Annotated in this window: 11 protein-coding genes; 1 reads left to right on the top strand and 10 read right to left on the bottom strand. The window is 76.0% G+C overall.

What is annotated here, in order from left to right; all coding sequences use genetic code 11:
• Window positions 1-99: 99 nt before the first annotated feature.
• From holA to AC0VX4_RS04905, 6 genes are all read right to left on the bottom strand, one after another.
• Window positions 100-1,119 (bottom strand): DNA polymerase III subunit delta, encoded by a 1,020-nt coding sequence (holA, locus tag AC0VX4_RS04930; protein ID WP_002854701.1) that lies wholly within the window; start codon window positions 1,117-1,119, stop codon window positions 100-102.
• 10 nt (window positions 1,120-1,129) lie between these two features.
• A complete protein-coding gene (locus tag AC0VX4_RS04925) occupies window positions 1,130-3,730 on the bottom strand; it encodes a ComEC/Rec2 family competence protein (RefSeq protein WP_260840766.1) in 2,601 nt (866 codons plus the stop codon).
• Complete coding sequence (locus AC0VX4_RS04920; protein ID WP_144823975.1) at window positions 3,727-4,584, bottom strand: ComEA family DNA-binding protein; 858 nt, start codon at window positions 4,582-4,584, stop codon at window positions 3,727-3,729. Before AC0VX4_RS04920 ends, AC0VX4_RS04925 begins: the two co-directional genes overlap by 4 nt.
• A gap of 129 nt (window positions 4,585-4,713) precedes the next feature.
• A complete protein-coding gene (locus AC0VX4_RS04915; RefSeq protein ID WP_144823974.1) occupies window positions 4,714-5,688 on the bottom strand; it encodes a DegV family protein in 975 nt (324 codons plus the stop codon).
• Window positions 5,689-5,734: 46 nt separating this feature from the next.
• Window positions 5,735-8,242 (bottom strand): leucine--tRNA ligase, encoded by a 2,508-nt coding sequence (gene leuS, locus AC0VX4_RS04910; RefSeq protein WP_041103717.1) that lies wholly within the window; start codon window positions 8,240-8,242, stop codon window positions 5,735-5,737.
• Between the two features lie 157 nt (window positions 8,243-8,399).
• On the bottom strand, window positions 8,400-9,725 hold the full coding sequence (locus AC0VX4_RS04905; RefSeq protein ID WP_144823972.1) for a YkvI family membrane protein: 1,326 nt from the start codon (window positions 9,723-9,725) through the stop codon (window positions 8,400-8,402).
• A 207-nt stretch (window positions 9,726-9,932) separates the two neighbouring features.
• On the opposite strand from AC0VX4_RS04905, the gene AC0VX4_RS04900 reads away from it, so the two are divergent.
• Window positions 9,933-10,988 carry an alpha/beta fold hydrolase gene (locus tag AC0VX4_RS04900; RefSeq protein ID WP_144823971.1) on the top strand — a complete coding sequence of 352 codons (1,056 nt, stop codon included), beginning with the start codon at window positions 9,933-9,935 and terminating at the stop codon, window positions 10,986-10,988.
• An 8-nt stretch (window positions 10,989-10,996) separates the two neighbouring features.
• Here the strand turns inward: AC0VX4_RS04900 and AC0VX4_RS04895 are convergent, their stop codons facing one another.
• From AC0VX4_RS04895 to rpoZ, 4 genes are all read right to left on the bottom strand, one after another.
• Complete coding sequence (locus AC0VX4_RS04895; protein ID WP_241252942.1) at window positions 10,997-13,111, bottom strand: primosomal protein N' family DNA-binding protein; 2,115 nt, start codon at window positions 13,109-13,111, stop codon at window positions 10,997-10,999.
• A gap of 61 nt (window positions 13,112-13,172) precedes the next feature.
• Window positions 13,173-14,435 carry a methionine adenosyltransferase gene (gene metK, locus AC0VX4_RS04890; protein WP_081091314.1) on the bottom strand — a complete coding sequence of 421 codons (1,263 nt, stop codon included), beginning with the start codon at window positions 14,433-14,435 and terminating at the stop codon, window positions 13,173-13,175.
• A gap of 15 nt (window positions 14,436-14,450) precedes the next feature.
• Window positions 14,451-15,743, bottom strand: a complete 1,293-nt coding sequence (gene coaBC, locus AC0VX4_RS04885; protein ID WP_144823969.1) for a bifunctional phosphopantothenoylcysteine decarboxylase/phosphopantothenate--cysteine ligase CoaBC — start codon at window positions 15,741-15,743, stop codon at window positions 14,451-14,453.
• Window positions 15,744-15,750: 7 nt separating this feature from the next.
• Window positions 15,751-16,191 carry a DNA-directed RNA polymerase subunit omega gene (gene rpoZ / locus AC0VX4_RS04880; protein ID WP_049159169.1) on the bottom strand — a complete coding sequence of 147 codons (441 nt, stop codon included), beginning with the start codon at window positions 16,189-16,191 and terminating at the stop codon, window positions 15,751-15,753.
• Window positions 16,192-16,217 lie beyond the last annotated feature (26 nt).

The raw sequence follows: 16,217 nt of genomic DNA, 5'->3' as shown, positions 1-16,217 counted from the left end.
ACGCGCCCCGGCTGTGACCGCGGCCCCCGCCCCGAGCGATCGGTGCGGGGGCCGCGTCGTGTCCGGGCTGCCCCCGTCGCGTGCCGTCCGGCGGCGCCGTCAGCGGCTGACGGCGGTGGCCACGCGGATGACCGCGCGCTCGACGGCGAACTCCGGGTTGCGGGAGGCGCCCTTGGCCTCGGCGTCGGCCTGGGCGATCCACTCCACGGCCTGCGCGATGCCGGCCGCCGTCCAGTGCCGCGCCGCCTGCTGGATGTAGCGCACCTGGAACGGGGCCACCCCGAGCAGGGACGGCAGCTCGGCGGCGGGCCGGCGGGCGTCGATCATCCGCGCCACCTGCCGCGCCTTGAGGGCGAGCGCCGCGGTGATCATCACCGGGTGGACGCCGGTGGCCATCGCGTGCCGCACGAGGGAGACGGCCCTCGCCGCCTGCCCCTCGAGCGCCGCGTCGGCCACCGCGAAGCTCGTGGCCTCCACGCGGCCGCTGTAGTACGTGTCCACGGTCTCGACGGTGACGACGCCCTCGGTGTCGTCGACGAGCTGGGCGCACGCGGCCGCGAGCTCCGTGAGCGAGGCGCCGGTGGCGCGGATGAGCGCGCGGGCCGCCTCCTCGTCGATGCGCCGACGCCGGTCGCGGAACTCGGCCTGCACGAAGGCCAGCCGCTCCTCGTCCTTCTTCAGCGGCACGCACTCGACCACCGTGCCGGCCTGGGCGACGGCGTCCAGCAGCTTCTTGCCGCGGGTGCCGCCGGTGTGGCGCAGCACGAGCGTGACGTCCTCCGCGCCCGGGCCCTGCTGGACGAGACGCAGGGCGTCCTCGAGGAACGCGTCGTTCATGGCCTCGAGGCCCTCGACCGTGATGAGGGTGGGCTCGGCGAAGAGGGACGGGCTGGCCGCGGTGGCCAGCTGGCCGGGCTGGTACTCCCCCGCGCGGAGCCGGTGGATCTCCAGCTGGCCGTGTCGCTCGCGCAGAGCCTGGGTCACGCGGTCCGTCACCCAGCGGGCGGCATGGTCCTCGGGTCCCTTGAGGAGCATGAGCGGGGCGGGCTCGGCTCGCCGCCAGGCCAGCGGGTCGGTGCGGCCGGCTCGGCCGGAACGGGGGCTGCGGGCGGCGGACATGCGTCCCATCCTAGGGTCCGGTGCGGACGCTCGAGGGCGGGCGGACGGTGTGGGCCGTGATCTCGGGCGCGCCGTCGGGGTCGGGGCCGTCCGCGGCCGTGAGGGCCAGCGTGCCGTGCAGGTCCGTGCGGGCCACCGGCCCGAGGCGGCCGAGCGCGTCCACCGTGGCCCGGTGGGGGTGTCCGTACGGGTTGTCGGCGCCCACGGAGACCACGTGCAGGCGGGCGCCGACGGCGCGCGGCACGGCCGTTCCACCGTTGCGCGCGCCGTGGTGGGCGACCTTGAGCACGTCCACGCGCGGCGGTGCGGCGGCATCGGACCGGCGCCCCGCGACCCATGCCGCGGAGGCGTCCTCCTCCATGTCGCCGGTGATCAGCGTCGTGACCGGACCGGCCTCGCTCTCGACGGTGACCAGCACCTGGGCGGAGGCGTCGTTCTCCTCGGGGGCCCGCGCGTCGGCGAGCAGCACGTGCCACCGCACCGGACCGGCCGTGCCCATCGCGCCGGTGCGGAGCCGTGCCGCGTCGGCGGGCGGGTCGACGCCCTCCGCCTCCCCGCCGCGGTCTCCCCTGCCCTGGGCCGGTGCATCCCGGGTCGCGTAGTGCACCGCCCCGGGGGCGGCGCGGTCCACCACGCCGGCCAGCCCCCCGGCGTGGTCGGCGTGCAGGTGGGTGAGCAGCACGGCGTCCACCCGGTCGACCTCGAGGTCGTCGAGGCAGCGACGAGCGAGCCCCGGCTCGGGCCCGACGTCGACGACGACCCCCGCGCGCGGGCCGGACCGGAACACGGCCATGTCCCCCTGGCCGACGTCGCAGAACGCCACGGCCCAGTCCGGCGGGGCCGCGCCCGAGGCCCGCGGCACGAGGACCGCCCCGACCGCCCCCGTGGTGGCCGCGGCCAGCGCGGCGGCGAGCACGACCAGGGCGGGGAGGCGCTCGCGGGTCCGCGGCGCGCTGCGGCCGACACGCCGCACCGGGGCGGCCCGGCGTCGTTCGAGCAGGAGCACGGCGGCGAATCCGAGGAGCGTCGCGGCCACCAGCAGGACGCCCAGCCCGGCGCCGAGGGCCCCGGCCGGCCACGGACGCAGCGCCCCGGGCAGCGAGGCGCTGGTGTGGGCGACCCACCCGATCCAGGCCGCGGGCCACTGGATCACGGCCACGAGGGCGGCGGCGATCCCCGGCGCGGGCAGGGCGAGGGCCGCGGCGAGGGTGCCCAGGACGGTCACGGGCGGCACGGCCGGGGCGGCCAGCAGATTGGCCGGCACCGCGTAGGCCGACACCTCGCCCGTCATGGCCAGGATGATCGGCTGGCAGGCCAGGTGGGCGGCCACGGTCACCGCGAGCGACGCCGAGAGCCACCGCGCCACGACGTCGGGCAGCACCCGGCCGAGCCCGGCGTGCAGCGCACGGTCGAGGGGCGCGCCGCCCAGGACGATGCCCGCGGTCGCCGCCAGGGAGAGGTGGAAGGCCGGTTCCACGGCGAGGGCCGGCACCGCGACGAGCAGGGCCGTGCCGCCCACCGTCAGGAGTCCGAACGCCTCCCTCGCGCGGCCGAAGAACACCGCGAGGGCGCCGAGAGCGCCCATCACGGCCGCCCGGAGCACGGACGGCTCCGGCCCCACCACGACCACGAACACCCCGAGGACCGCCAGCCCGGCGCTGAGGACCACCGCCCGGTGCACCCGCGCGCAGCGCAGGGTGATCGCGACCGCGCCGAGGATCATGGCCACGTTGGCCCCGGACACGGCAGACAGGTGCGACAGGCCCGAGGCCTTCATGGCGTCGTCGAGGGCGGCCCCCTGGGCGGAGCGGTCGCCCAGCACCAGCCCCGGGATGAGTTCCGGCGCAGCGCCGACCGTGCCCTCCGCGGACTGACGGAACGCGGCGCGCAGCGCCTCCCGCCGCGGGGGGCCCGGGTCACCGCCGGTGGCCCCGCCTGCCGTCTGCGTCCCGCTGGGGCAGGGTCCCGGCTGCGGGGCGGACGCGGCGGCCAGGAACACGGTGGAACCGGACCTCGACGGCCGGGCCACGACGCACACCCGCGATCCCGGCCCGCCGTCGGGGGCCGTCGTCCCGTCCGACGGCGCGGCGATCGTCTCGGGCGGTGGGCCCGCGCCCGTGAGCCGAGCGGTCACGGGCGCCTCGGTGGCCCGCGGCGGGTTTCCGAACGTCTCGACCCGCACGGGCACGCTCCAGCGCGGGCCGAAGGCCGCCTCGCTCCGGGTGGCGGGCCCGTCCAGGGTCAGCTCGAGCCGCAGCGGTGAGCCGGCGTGCACCGCGCCGGTCCAGCCGCTGCCCTCGGCCGCGGCGGCTGGCCCGGCCGAGTGCTGCAGCATCAGGGCCGCGGCCACGCCGGCCAGCGCCGTCGCGGTGGCCACGCCCCGTATCCGACCGGTCGAGCGGGCGGCGCCCAGGACGGCGGCCGCGGCGACGGCCAACCCGGTGAGGGCCGCCGCCGAGCGGGCCGGGGCGTCCCAGCCGACGCCGAGGATCCCGAGGGTCAGGCAGGCGAGCAGGGCGGGCACCCACCGGGCGTCGAGCGGGCCGGGCACCTCGCGGCGGCGGGCGCGGCGGTCCACGGGATCGCTGGACGGACCCGGGGCCGGGCTCACCACGAGACGTGGTCACGCAGCCGGTCGAGCGTGGCCGGGCCGATGCCGGGCACCGCGTCCAGGTCCTGCAGGCCGGTGAACGGGCCGACCGTCTCGCGGTGGCCGATGATCTTCTCCGCCGTGGCGGGGCCGACGCCGGGCAGGGTCTGCAGCTCCGTGGCGTCGGCGGTGTTCAGGTCCACGGTGTCGCCGGACTCGGCGCCGCCCGGCTCGCCTGTGGCACCGGCCCTGCCCGTGGTCGGCGTGGGCTGCGCCTGCGCGGCCCCGGCCACCCGGTCCAGGGCGTCCTGCGGTGTGTGGGCGGAGGGGACGAGGACCTGTTGGCCGTCGTCCAACGGGGCCGCGAGGTTGATGCGCTCCGCCCGGGCGTGCCGGGTCGGGCCGCCGGCGGCGCGCACGGCGTCGGCCACCCGGGAGCCCGGCGCGAGGCTGACCACACCCGGCCGGGCGACCTCGCCCACCACGTGCACCCGCAGCGGGGTGGGCCCGGCGGACCCGGACGTCTCCCCCGACGGCCCCGCCTCCGGCGTCCGCGCGTCGGTGCCCGCCGCCGACGGGGCGGCGGAGGGCGCGTCGGTCTGCGGGATGCCCGCACCGGCCGCGGCCGCCGGGATCGCCGCGGGCGGCGCCGGGGTGGTCAGCCAGGCCACCGCCCACCAGGCCGTGGCGGCGACGAGCAGCACGGTGACGGCCAGCAGGGCCGGCCGCCACCGCAGCACCGGGCCCCGGGGCGGGGTGCGCTCCCACCGGGACGCGGCGTGCGGGCTGGCCGTGTCGACGTCGGGGACGGCCGCGGGCGCGGGGTCCGGGGCGAAGGCGGGCGGATCGTCGCAGAGGCGGTGGCTGGGGCTCATGCGGGCAGTCTGCGTCCCCGTCGCCGAGTCGGGCGCGTCCCGCACCCGGCCTGGGGATCACCACCGCGGTCCGGGGCGGTGTGCAGGAACGGACGCGCCCGTCTCCTCGGCGCTCCCGCACGGGCGGCCTCAGTCCCCCGAGCCCCCCGTGGGCGATTCCAGCGGGCAGATCACCACACCCAGGGCGCCCAGGCCCAGGTGCGCGGCGAGCACGGCGGGCAGCTCGACGACGGGCACGGGGGTGGTGGAGACCGGCTGGAGCCGCTCCGCGAGCTGCACGGCCGTCTCGGGGTCGCCGTACTCGTGCACGGCGATCCGCACCGGGTCCCCGCCGGCCCGCTCGGTCGCGAGCTCCACGAGCCGGTCGACGGCCCGGGCCGCGGACCGCGGGCGGTCGACCAGGCCGATCGCGCCGTCGTCGACGGCCATGACGGGGCGCACCTGCAGCAGCGTGCCCAGCAGCGAGGCCAGCCCGCTGATCCGCCCGCCCCGGCGCAGCTGCTCGAGGCTGGGCACCGTGAACAGCACATGGCTGGAGTCCACGGTGGCCTCGAGCCGCTCGCGGATGCGGGCCACGGGCATGCCCACCCCCGCGTCCACGGCGGCGTCCACCACGGCCATGCCCAGCGCGAAGCCCACGGTGCGCGAGTCCACCACGGTCACCGGGCGCTCGGCGTCCGCGGCGGCCAGGCGCGCGGCCTCCACGGTGCCGGAGAGCTCGCCGGACAGGTGGACGGAGAGGATGCGTGCGTAGCCGGCGCGGGCCAGCTCGGCGTAGGCCGTCCGGAACGCGCCCGGCGAGGGCCGTGAGGTGCGCACCGGGGTGCCGGCGGCCAGGGCCAGCGGCAGCTCCAGCGCGAGCTCGTCCGTGCCCTCCGTGTGGATCTGCTCGCCCACCATGACGGGCAGCGCCACCTGGCGGATCCCCGCGGCCAGACCGTGTCCGAGGACGGCGCCGGGCAGGGCCGCGGCCGAGTCCGTGACGACGGCCGTGCGGTCCCGGCGGGGCGGGCGCAGCCCGTAGCGTGCCCGCCCGGCCAGCTGGGAGCGGCGGGAGCGCAGGCGGACGAGCGCGTCGTCGCGCCACTGCTCGATGCTCGCCACGGCCTGCCTCCTCTCCCCCGGCCTGGTCGGGGCCGGTCTCACGCGGTCAGCGGATCACCAGGTTCACGAGCTTGGGCTCGCGCACGATCACCTTGACGATCTCGGCGTCCCCGATGAAGTTCCGCACCTTCTGCGACGCGCGGGCGCGCGCCTCGAGGTCCTCGGCGGTGATGTCCGCGGGCACCTCGAGGGTGTCGCGGACCTTGCCCTTGACCTGGACGACGGCCGTGACGGTGTCCTCGACCAGCAGCGCCTCGTCCACCGCGGGCCAGCCGGCGCGGACCACGGAGGGCTCGTGGCCCAGGAGGACCCACATGTCCTCGGCCGTGTACGGCGCCACGAGGGAGAGCAGCACGGCCACGGCCTCGGCGGCCTCGCGGACGGCGGGGTCGGCCGCGCCGGCGCCGGCGTCGATCTCCTTGCGGGCCGCGTTGACCAGCTCCATCGTCTTGGCGACGACCACGTTGAACTTGCCGTCGTCCAGCAGCTGCTGGGCCTCGTGCACGGTCCGGTGCGTCACCCGGCGCAGGGCCACGGCCCCGCCCGCCGGGTCCGTGCCGGCCGGGGTGCCCGTCGCGCGGACGTCGCGGGCCAGGCGCCACGCGCGGGCCAGGAACTTGCCGGCCGCCCCCGGGGCGACGTCGGCCCAGTCCACGTCGTCCTCGGGCGGCGAGGCGAACACCATGGTCAGGCGCACGGCGTCGACGCCGAACTGGTCCAGCTGGTCGCCCAGGTCCACGCCGTTGCCCAGCGACTTGGACATGGCCTTGCCGTCGTTGAGCACCTGGCCCTGGTTGAGCAGGGCGCGGAACGGCTCGGTGAAGGGCACCAGGCCGAGGTCGTGCAGGGCCTTGGTGAAGAAGCGGGCGTACAGCAGGTGCAGGATCGCGTGCTCCACGCCGCCCACGTACTGGTCCACGGGCAGCCAGCGGCGCAGGGCCTCGGGGTCGAAGACGCGGGCGTCGTCGTCCGGGGACGCGTAGCGGAGCATGTACCAGGACGAGTCCACGAACGTGTCCATGGTGTCGGTGTCCCGTCGCGCGGGGCCGCCGCACTGCGGGCAGTCCACCTCGACCCACGACGTCGCCGCGGCCAGGGGCGACTGGCCCTTGGGGGCGAGCTGCTCGCCCTTGAGGTCGGTCGGCAGGGTGACCGGCAGCTGGTCCTCCGGCACGAGGACCTCGCCGCAGTCCGGGCAGTGGACCACGGGGATCGGGGTGCCCCAGAAGCGCTGACGGGAGAGCAGCCAGTCGCGCAGGCGGTACGTGGTGGTGCCTCGGCCGGTGCCGCGCTCCTGCACGATCTCGATGGCCCGCGCGATGGCGGCGGTCTTGTCCAGGCCGTCGAGCTCCCCGGAGTTCACCAGGATGCCCTCACCGGTCGTCGCGACGCCGGAGACGGCCGGGTCCTCCTCGCCGGTGTCCAGCACGGTGCGCACGGGCAGGCCCATGGCGCGGGCGAAGTCGAGGTCCCGCTGGTCGTGGGCCGGCACGGCCATGATGGCGCCCGTGCCGTAGTCGGCCAGCACGTAGTCCGAGGCCCAGATCGGCAGGCGCTCACCGGTCAGCGGGTTCAGGGCGTGGCGGCCCAGGAACACGCCGCTCTTCGGGCGGTCCGTGGCCTGGCGGTCGATGTCCGAGACCTTCTTCAGGTCCTCGCGGTACGCCTCGAGTTCGGCCCGCACGTCGTCGCCGGCGAGCTCGGCGGCCAGCGGGGCGTCGGCGGCGACCACCATGAAGGTCGCGCCGTACAGCGTGTCCGGCCGGGTGGTGAAGACCGTGACGACGGGGCCGTCCTCGACCTGGAAGTCGACGTGGGCGCCCTCGGAGCGGCCGATCCAGTTGCGCTGCATGGCGAGCACGCGCTCGGGCCAGTGGCCGGTGAGCTGGTCCATGTCGTCCAGCAGCGCGTCCGCGTACTCGGTGATGCGGAAGTACCACTGGTTCAGGGTCCGCTTGGTGACCTCGGTGCCGCAGCGCTCGCAGCGGCCGTCCACGACCTGCTCGTTGGCGAGCACCGTCTGGTCCTGGGGGCACCAGTTGACCGGGGAGTCCTTCCGGTACGCCAGGCCCCTGCGGTACAGCTGCTGGAACAGCCACTGGGTCCACCGGTAGTACTCGGGGTCCGAGGTGTGCAGCTCACGGGACCAGTCCACGGCGATGCCGTACCGCTGGAAGGAGCGCTTCTGCGTCTCGATGTTCGCGTAGGTCCACTCGGCCGGGTGGGCGTCGCGCTTGATGGCGGCGTTCTCGGCCGGCAGGCCGAAGGAGTCCCAGCCGATGGGATGCAGCACGTCGAAGCCGCGCTGCATCCAGTGGCGCGCGACGACGTCGCCCATCGCGAACGCCTCGGCGTGCCCCATGTGCAGGTCGCCCGACGGGTACGGGAACATGTCGACCACGGTGCGGGTCTCGGAGCCGTCCTCGCGCGGGGCGAACGTCCCGGCCTGCTCCCAGTACCCGGCCCAGCGGGCCTCCACGTCACGGAACGAGTACTCCGCGTCGGCGGGGATGCTGGGGGTGGCCGGCACGGCGCTGTCGGGGGTCTGGCTCACGGCGGTTCGAGTCCTCACGCAGTCGGGATGGGGCGCCGGCCCTCGGGCGGCGCGGACGGGGCCGGCGGCACGGCCGGCCACCCCATCCTACGGCGACGGCGCCCCGGCCCGGCCGCAGGGCCGCTCCGAGACGCCGTGCCCGGCCGGGCAGGCGCGTTCAGGCGGAGTGGCTGCCGCCTGCCGGACGCTCGGGCCCGGCGTCGGGACCGGGGCGCGCCCCTTCGGAGGTGAGCGCGTCGTCCTCCTCGAGCACCTGGGCGACCTCGTCCTCGAGGGCCTCCGTCACCGCGTCCGGGGCCGCCACGGAGTCCCCGACCGCTTCCTGCAGCTGCACGGCGTGCTGGGCCGTGAAGGTCTTCTCCGGATGCTCACGCAGGCGGAGCAGCGCGAGCAGGCGCAGACGCAGCCCCGACTCGGCGGAGATCTGCCGGCGGTGGGTGAGCCACCAGACGAGGAGCACGAGCGCGAGCACGATCCCCAGGTGGCCCAGCGCCGGGTAGACGACGTTCATCAGGTCGCCGAAGCCGACGAAGCTCACCGCGAAGGCCAGCAGCGTGACGCCGGCGAACACGGGCCGGTAGCGGCCCGGGCGGTCGGCCGTGAGGCGGCGTCCCAGCGCGTAGAACATGCCGATCGCGGTGTTGAAGATCATCAGGTAGATCACCACGACCATCGCCCAGCCCAGCCAGGGCGCGATCGAGGCGAACAGCCGCAGCATGGGGACGTCGGCGCGGCCGATCTCGGCGTAGCCGAGGTAGAGCAGCGTGGAGGCCATCAGGAGCAGGGCGGTGTACATCAGGCCACCGGTGAGGCCGCCGAGGAACGCCTCCCGGGGGTGGGTGATGGACCCGCCGATCACGAGGCACATGGACACGGCCATCACGACGACGAGGCCGAAGTAGTTGACCGAGGACAGCCACCACGGGTCCACCGGCGTGGTGGCCTGGACGGCGAGGGACTCGTGGGCGGTGAAGCCGCCGTCGCGGGTGACCAGGACGTGGACGAACCCGGCCACGACCGCGACGACCACCAGGGGCGTGATCAGGGAGATGATCGCGGAGACCTTCTCCACGTCCAGCATGCCCGTCACGAGCACGAGCAGGGTCATCAGGGTGGAGCCCGCCCACGTCGGCCAGCCGAACTGCTGGGCGAGCGTCGAGCCCGCCCCGGCGAGCATGACGACGCCGATCGCGAAAAGCGTCACCGTCACCACGACGTCCAGGATCCGGGCCATCACGGGGTGCGAGACGCTGCGGAAGACGACCTTGTGGTCGGCCGCGAGGAACACGCTGCCCAGCTGGAGGATGACGGCGCCGCCGGCGGTGACGAGCAGGCCTGCCAGTCCCGCGCCCACGATGCCGATCCAGCCGAAGCCGACGAAGTACTGGATGACTTCGGCGCCGGTGGCGAAGCCGGCGCCCACGAGCAAACCGACGAAGGCGAGGGCGATCTTCAGGGATCTGAGGGCGACGGGGTGCTGCACGCAGGGGCCTTTCGTGGGGGGCGGGGCGCGCCCGTCCGGGCCCCGGGGCCGAGGACGGGCCGCAACACCGTAGGCATCCGCGCGCCATCGTGGCCAGGACCAGGCGTCGCCGGGCTCCGGGCGGCGTGGCCTCAGGTGCAGCAGCAGTGTGCGGGAGGCGTGGGTGACGTCGGTGAGGTTCCAGGCCGGCCTGGCTAGGGTGGGGACGTGCCTGTCCCGACGCCGCCCGCCTCCCCGGGCCCGCCCGTCCGCCTGCGCGATCTGCTGCGCCCGCCCGCGGCGCCCGCCGATCCCCGCGTGCTCACGGGCCACCCGGCCCGGACGCCCCGCCGGCGCACCCTGACCGTCCCGGATCCCGTCAGCGGGACCCGGTCGTCCGTGGCCGTGTGGGAGTATGCCCCCGTTCCGGAGGCCGCCCCGGGATCGCCCTCCGGGCTGAAGAGGGACGCGGCCACTGCGCCGCTCGTGTTCGTGCACGGCTTCCGCGGGGACCACCACGGCCTTGCCCTGCTGGCCGACGCGCTCCCGGAGCATCCGATCCACTCGATCGAGCTGCCCGGCTTCGGGGCCTCGGAGCCCTTCCCCCACGCCGAGCACACCGTGGCCCATCACGCGGACGCGGTGGCCGCCGTCATCGCCGCCCTGGGGCTGCCGGCCGCCCCCGTGCTGGTCGCACACTCCTACGGGACGACGGTGGCGGCCGAGCTGGTCGCCCGGGAGCCGTCCCGGTGGGGACGGCTGGTCCTGCTCAACCCCATCGCCGAACCCGCGCTGCAGGCGTCCGCGTCCGTGACGAGCCGGGTGCTGGCGGCCGTCGCCGAGGGGTACTACGAGGTCGCCGCCCGCCTGCCCGAGCGCTCGGCGCGGCTGCTGCTGGGCGCGCCGCCGGTCGTGTGGGTGACCACGCTCGCCATGACCCGCACCAGGGACAGGGATGTCCTTGCATACACCCATGACCAGCACCGGTGCCACTTCTCAGGCTTCGCCTCCGCGCGCATGCTCTCCGAGGCGTACCGCGCCTCGAGCACGGGCTCCGTGGCCGACGTCGCCGCCCGCCTCAGCCTGCCGGTGCTGCTGGTCGCGGGGCGGGAGGATCCGCTGGGCTCAGTGCCGGCACAGGAGGCGCTCGCCGCGGCGATCGACGCCGCGGGTGGCACAGCGGAGCTGCACGTCCTCGACGGCGTCGGGCATCTGCTGCACTACGAGCGACCGGCCGCCTGCGCGGCGCTGATCCGCGACTGGCTCCGCCGCGCCGGCCGTTGACGGGCTCCTCAGAGCACCCCGGCCGGGTCGAGCCGCACCCGCACCGGGGCGGTCTCGCGCCGGGCGCTCGCCGCGGACCGGGCGGCGCGCAGGGCGCCGACGGTGGCCTCGGCCGCCGCGTACGGGAAGATCAGCAGGGCGCGGGAGCGGGTCTCGTCGGCGGGGTCCGGCACCGGCCCGATCCAGGGCAGCCGCGCCGGGCCGCCGTCGAGCGGGGCCGAGTGCGGATCCTCGTGGACGTCCTCGTCCGGCCGTTCCCGGCGGGCGGCCTCCACAAGCTCGAGGTACTCCGCGACGGCGGCGGCCTCCCCCGTGACCTCTGCGAGGCGGCCGGCGGGAGGCAGGTGCAGCTCGCGCCGCTCGGTGACCTGGCGCGCGGCGAAGCCGTCGGGGTCCCGTCGGACGAGCGCGTTCACCGCCTCCCCCGCGTCCGCGGTGACCACCACGACGCCCCCGTCGGAGGCGGGGCGGACCAGGCAGGCGGCCGCGAGCCAGCGGGCGAGCACGCGGCCCGGCACGTCGAGGCCCTCGCGCTGGAGCTGGCTGTCCCCGTCGAGCAGCAGGGCGGCCGCGTAGCCGTCGGGCGTCATCGGCTCGGCCCCCACGGTCGCCACCACCAGGGAGGGCCCGGGCGGCACCGAGCCGAGCATGTGCTGCGCCGAGGAGGCGTGCACGGGCACGCGCGGGAACGCCCGGCCCAGCTCCTCGGCCGTGCGGTCCACGCCGCGGGCGCCGGCCCACAGCGTCGTGCCGCCGCACTCGGTGCACCGGAAGCCGCGCTCCCGGGTGCCGCACCACCGGCACGCCACCTCCCCGTGCCGGGCGGCCCGCACGTCGCGGAAGCCCAGCGGCCCCGCGCAGACGCGGCAGCGGGCGGGCGTGCGGCACCGCTCGCACACCAGGGCGGGGATGAAGCCGGCCCGGGCCACCTGCACGAGCACCGGGCCCGGCCGTGGCCCGAGCAGCGCGGCGCGGGCGGCGGCCCAGGCCGCCTGCGGCAGCCGCGCCCGCTGCGCGAACGGGTCGCGCGCCGTCTCCCAGGCGTCGGCGGTGGAGACGACCCGTGGCCCGAGCTCGCGCTGGGCCGCGCGGGAGGGGCCCAGGTGCAGCAGCCAGCCCGACTCGACGAGCCGTTGCACCGGGACCGATCGGGAGGGCCCGGCGAAGAGCAGCGCCGCGCCGGTCGCGCGGGCCCGCTCCAGCACGACCTCTCGGGCATGGAAGTAGGGCGCGCGGGGTTCGGCCCACGCGTCGTCGCCGTCGTCCCAGAGCACCACCAGCCGCAGGTCGCGCACGGGCGACCACACGGCGGCCCGGGTGCCGGCCACGATGCGCCGGGTGCCGCGCAGCGCGGCCAGGTGGGCGCGGTACCGGGGCGTGTTGCCGTCCTCGGAGCCGATCCGCGCGTAGGCGTCCTCGCCCACGTGCTCGTCGAGGGCGGCGCAGAGCCGGTCGAGGTCGCGGTGGTCGGGCACCAGCAGCAGGACGCCGCCGCCCGAGGCGGCCACCGTGCGCGCCAGGGCGGCCAGCGCGCCCGCCTCATCCCATTCGAACAGGCGCGAGGGCACGACGGCGGCCGCCCGCGCGGCGTCCCCGGCCAGCACGGCGGACACGAACGCGGTGCCCCCCTCGAGGGACTCCCACACCGTGGGCACGAGGCCCTCCTCCGCCGCGGGAGGCTCCGGACGCTCGGCGTCCGTTCCGGTCAGCGTCACGGGGTGGTCCGCCGCGGCCTCCGCGTCCTCCGCCAGGGCGGCCTTCTCGACCTGCGCCACGCGCGGGGGCACCGCGGCCCGCAGCACGTCCGTGACGACACCGGCCTGGCGGCGGGCCACCGCGCGAGCGGTCGCCAGGACCTCCTCCGTCAGCGGCGGGATGGCGGTGAGCACGCCGGTGAGCTCGGTGAGCTGGGCGCCGGTGGCCGGCTCCTGCTCCCGCGAGACGAGCCAGCCCGTCATGGCCCGTCCGCCGAAGCGGACGGACACGCGGGAGCCGGGGACCGCCCGGGCGTCCAGGGCCACGGGCACGAGATAGTCGAACTCGCGGTCCAGGTGCGGCACGGGCGAGTCCAGCAGGACGCGTGCGATCGGCCGCTCCGGCCACCCCTCGGCACGCTCCGGCAACCGGGGTGCGTCCTCCGGCTCCGGGAGGGCGAACAGCGCGTCCGTGATGCCCGCCTCCGGGTCAGAGGCCGGCCGCGGCGCGCAGCTGCTCGACGCGGTCCGTGCGCTCCCACGTGAAGTCGGCGTCGTCCCGGCCGAAGTGGCCGTTCGCTGCGGTCCGTCGGTAGATGGGCCGCAGGAGGTTCAGCTCCTTCACGATGGCGGCCGGACGCAGGTCGAACACCGCGTTCACGGCCTCGATGATCTTCTCCTCCGGCACTGTGGCCGTCCCGAAGGTGTCCACGTACAGGCCCACGGGCCGGGCCGAGCCGATCGCGTAGGCCACCTGGAACTCGGCGCGCGAGGCGAGGCCGGCGGCCACCACGTTCTTCGCGACCCAGCGGAGCATGTAGGCGGCGGAGCGGTCCACCTTGGACGGGTCCTTGCCGGAGAAGGCGCCGCCGCCGTGCCGGGCCATGCCGCCGTAGGTGTCCACGATGATCTTGCGACCGGTGAGGCCGGCGTCGCCCACGGGCCCGCCGATGACGAACTTGCCGCCCGGGTTGATGATGATCCGCATGCCGGAGGTGTCGAGGCCGGAGCGCTCGATGACGGGCCGGATCACGTGCTTCTCCACATCCGCCCGCAGCTGCTCCTGCGTGACCCACTCGTGGTGCTGCGTGGAGACCACCACGGCCTCGACCGTGGTGGGCACGTGGCCGGGCGCATAGCCGATGGTGACCTGCGTCTTGCCGTCCGGCAGCAGGTACGGCATGGGCGTGTTCTCCGCCCGGCGCACCGCGGTGAGCCGCTCGGAGAGCCGGTGCGCGAGGTAGATGGGCATGGGCATGTACGCCGGGGTCTCGTCCGTGGCGTAGCCGAACATGATGCCCTGGTCCCCCGCGCCCTGCTCGTCCACCTCGTCCGCCGAGCCGTACTCGCGGGCCTCGAGGGACCGGGAGACGCCGGCGAAGATGTCCGAGGACTGCTGGCCGATGGAGATGTTCACGCCGCACTGGGCGCCGTCGAAGCCGTTGGCCGAGGAGTCGTAGCCGATGTCCAGGATGGTCTCGCGCACGATCTTGGGGATCTCCACGTACGCCGAGGTGTTCACCTCGCCGGCCACCTGCACCAGGCCCGTGGTGGTCAGGGTCTCCACGGCCACCTTCGCCGACGGGTCGGCGGCGAGGATCGCGTCCAGGATGGCGTCGGAGATCTGGTCGCAGATCTTGTCGGGGTGGCCCGCCGTGACGGACTCGGATGTGAAGAGACGGAGCTCTCCGCCGCCCACCCCCGAATACGGGTCGGCGTGGCGGGCGGGGCTCAGCGAGGCGGCATCGGTCATGCCGCACAGTCTAGGTCAGCGGCCCGACGCGCCGGCGGGGTCACGACCGACGAGGTCATCCACGATCGCCCGCACGACGGCGGCCGCCGCCTGGTCCTTGGAGCCCGCCGCCTCCACGGCGGGGCGGCCGTCGGCGAACAGGATGGTCACGGCGGTCTCGTCCCGGCCGAACACCTTGTCCGTGCCGACCTCGTTGACCACGAGCATCTCGCAGCCCTTGCGTGCCAGTTTGGCCCGGCCGTACTCGAGCACGGAGGACGTCGCGTCGCCGGTCTCCGCGGCGAAGCCGACGATGAGCGGGGCCATGGGCCCGCCCTCGGAGCGGGTCCGCACGGCCGTGGCGAGCACGTCCGGGGTGCGTTCGAGCACGATGACGGGCGCGCCGTCGTCGTCGCCCTTCTTCATCTTGGCGTCGGAGACCTCGGCCGGCCGGAAGTCCGCGACGGCCGCCGCCATCACGAGGGCGTCGGCGTCGGCGGCCTCCGCCAGCACGGCCTCGAGCAGGTCCTGCGTGGACTCCACCTGCACGACGCGCTCGACGCCCTCGGGCGCCGGGACGGACATGGACCCGGCGACGAACCGCACGGTGGCGCCGGCGTCGAGGGCGGCGCGCGCCAGGGCGGCCCCCTGCTTGCCGGAGGAGCGGTTGCCCAGGTAGCGGACCGGGTCCAGGGCCTCGCGGGTGCCCCCGGCCGTGACCACCACGGTGCGACCGGCCAGGGGGCCGGGCGTCGGCTCGGCGTCGGGCCCGGTACCGGAGGCCCGGGGACGGCGCGGGGCGCCCGCGGCCGCGGCGGCCTGCGCACGCTCCCAGATCTCGGCGGGCTCGGGCAGACGTCCGGCGCCGGAGTCGGTCCCGGTGAGGCGGCCCACGGCGGGATCCACGACCGTGACCCCGCGCTCGCGCAGGAGGGCGACGTTGGCGACCGTGGCGGGGTGGTGCCACATCTCGGTGTGCATGGCGGGGGCCAGGACGACGGGGCACGTGGCGGTGAGCAGCACGTTGCCCAGCAGGTCGGGCGCCATCCCCGCGGCGGTGCGCGCGAGCAGGTCGGCCGTGGCCGGCGCGACCACCACGAGGTCCGCACGCCGGCCGAGCCGGACGTGGTTCACCTCGTCGACCGCCTCGAACGTGTCCGTGCGGACCGGGCGACCCGAGAGGGCCTCCCACGTCGCCGCGCCCACGAACTCGAGGGCGTTGGCGGTGGGCACCACGGTCACGCCGTGGCCGGCCTCGGTCATCAGGCGCAGCAGCAGCGCCGCCTTGTAGGCCGCGATGCCGCCGCCGACCCCGAGGACGATCTCCATGGCGGGCTCAGGCCTCCGGGGCGTCCTCGGAGGTGCCCTCCTCGGCGCGCACCGTCTCGGCGGCCTCCTCGATGGCGGCGGGATCGCCCATCGGCTGGTGGGCGTCGGACGACTCGAGGGTGGCGAACGGGTCGTCCTCGCCCGGCAGGGAGAAGTCGCCGAAGTCCTCGGCGGCCAGCTCGGCCTCCGGGGTGGCCTCGACGGCCTCGTGGGACTCGAGCAGGTCGGTCTCGATCTCGCGCAGGGCGATGGACAGCGGCTTCTCGTTCAGCTGGGTGTCCACGAGCGGGCCGACGTACTCGAACAGCCCCTCGTGCAGCTGCGAGTAGTAGGCGTTGATCTGCCGGGCCCGCTTGGCGGCGAAGAGCACCAGGGCGTACTTCGAGTCGACCCGCTCCAGCAGGGAGTCGATGGGCGGGTTGACGATGCCTTCGTACTGTTCGGTCACGGGGTCTCCAAAGTCTTCATCTCACT

Source organism: Micrococcus sp. 63XJN7_8_ISO-PGPR-S23-253, from assembly GCF_056173425.1.
The sequence above is the reverse complement of the archived record's forward strand: the minus strand, read 5'-3'. Positions and strand labels throughout refer to the sequence as shown.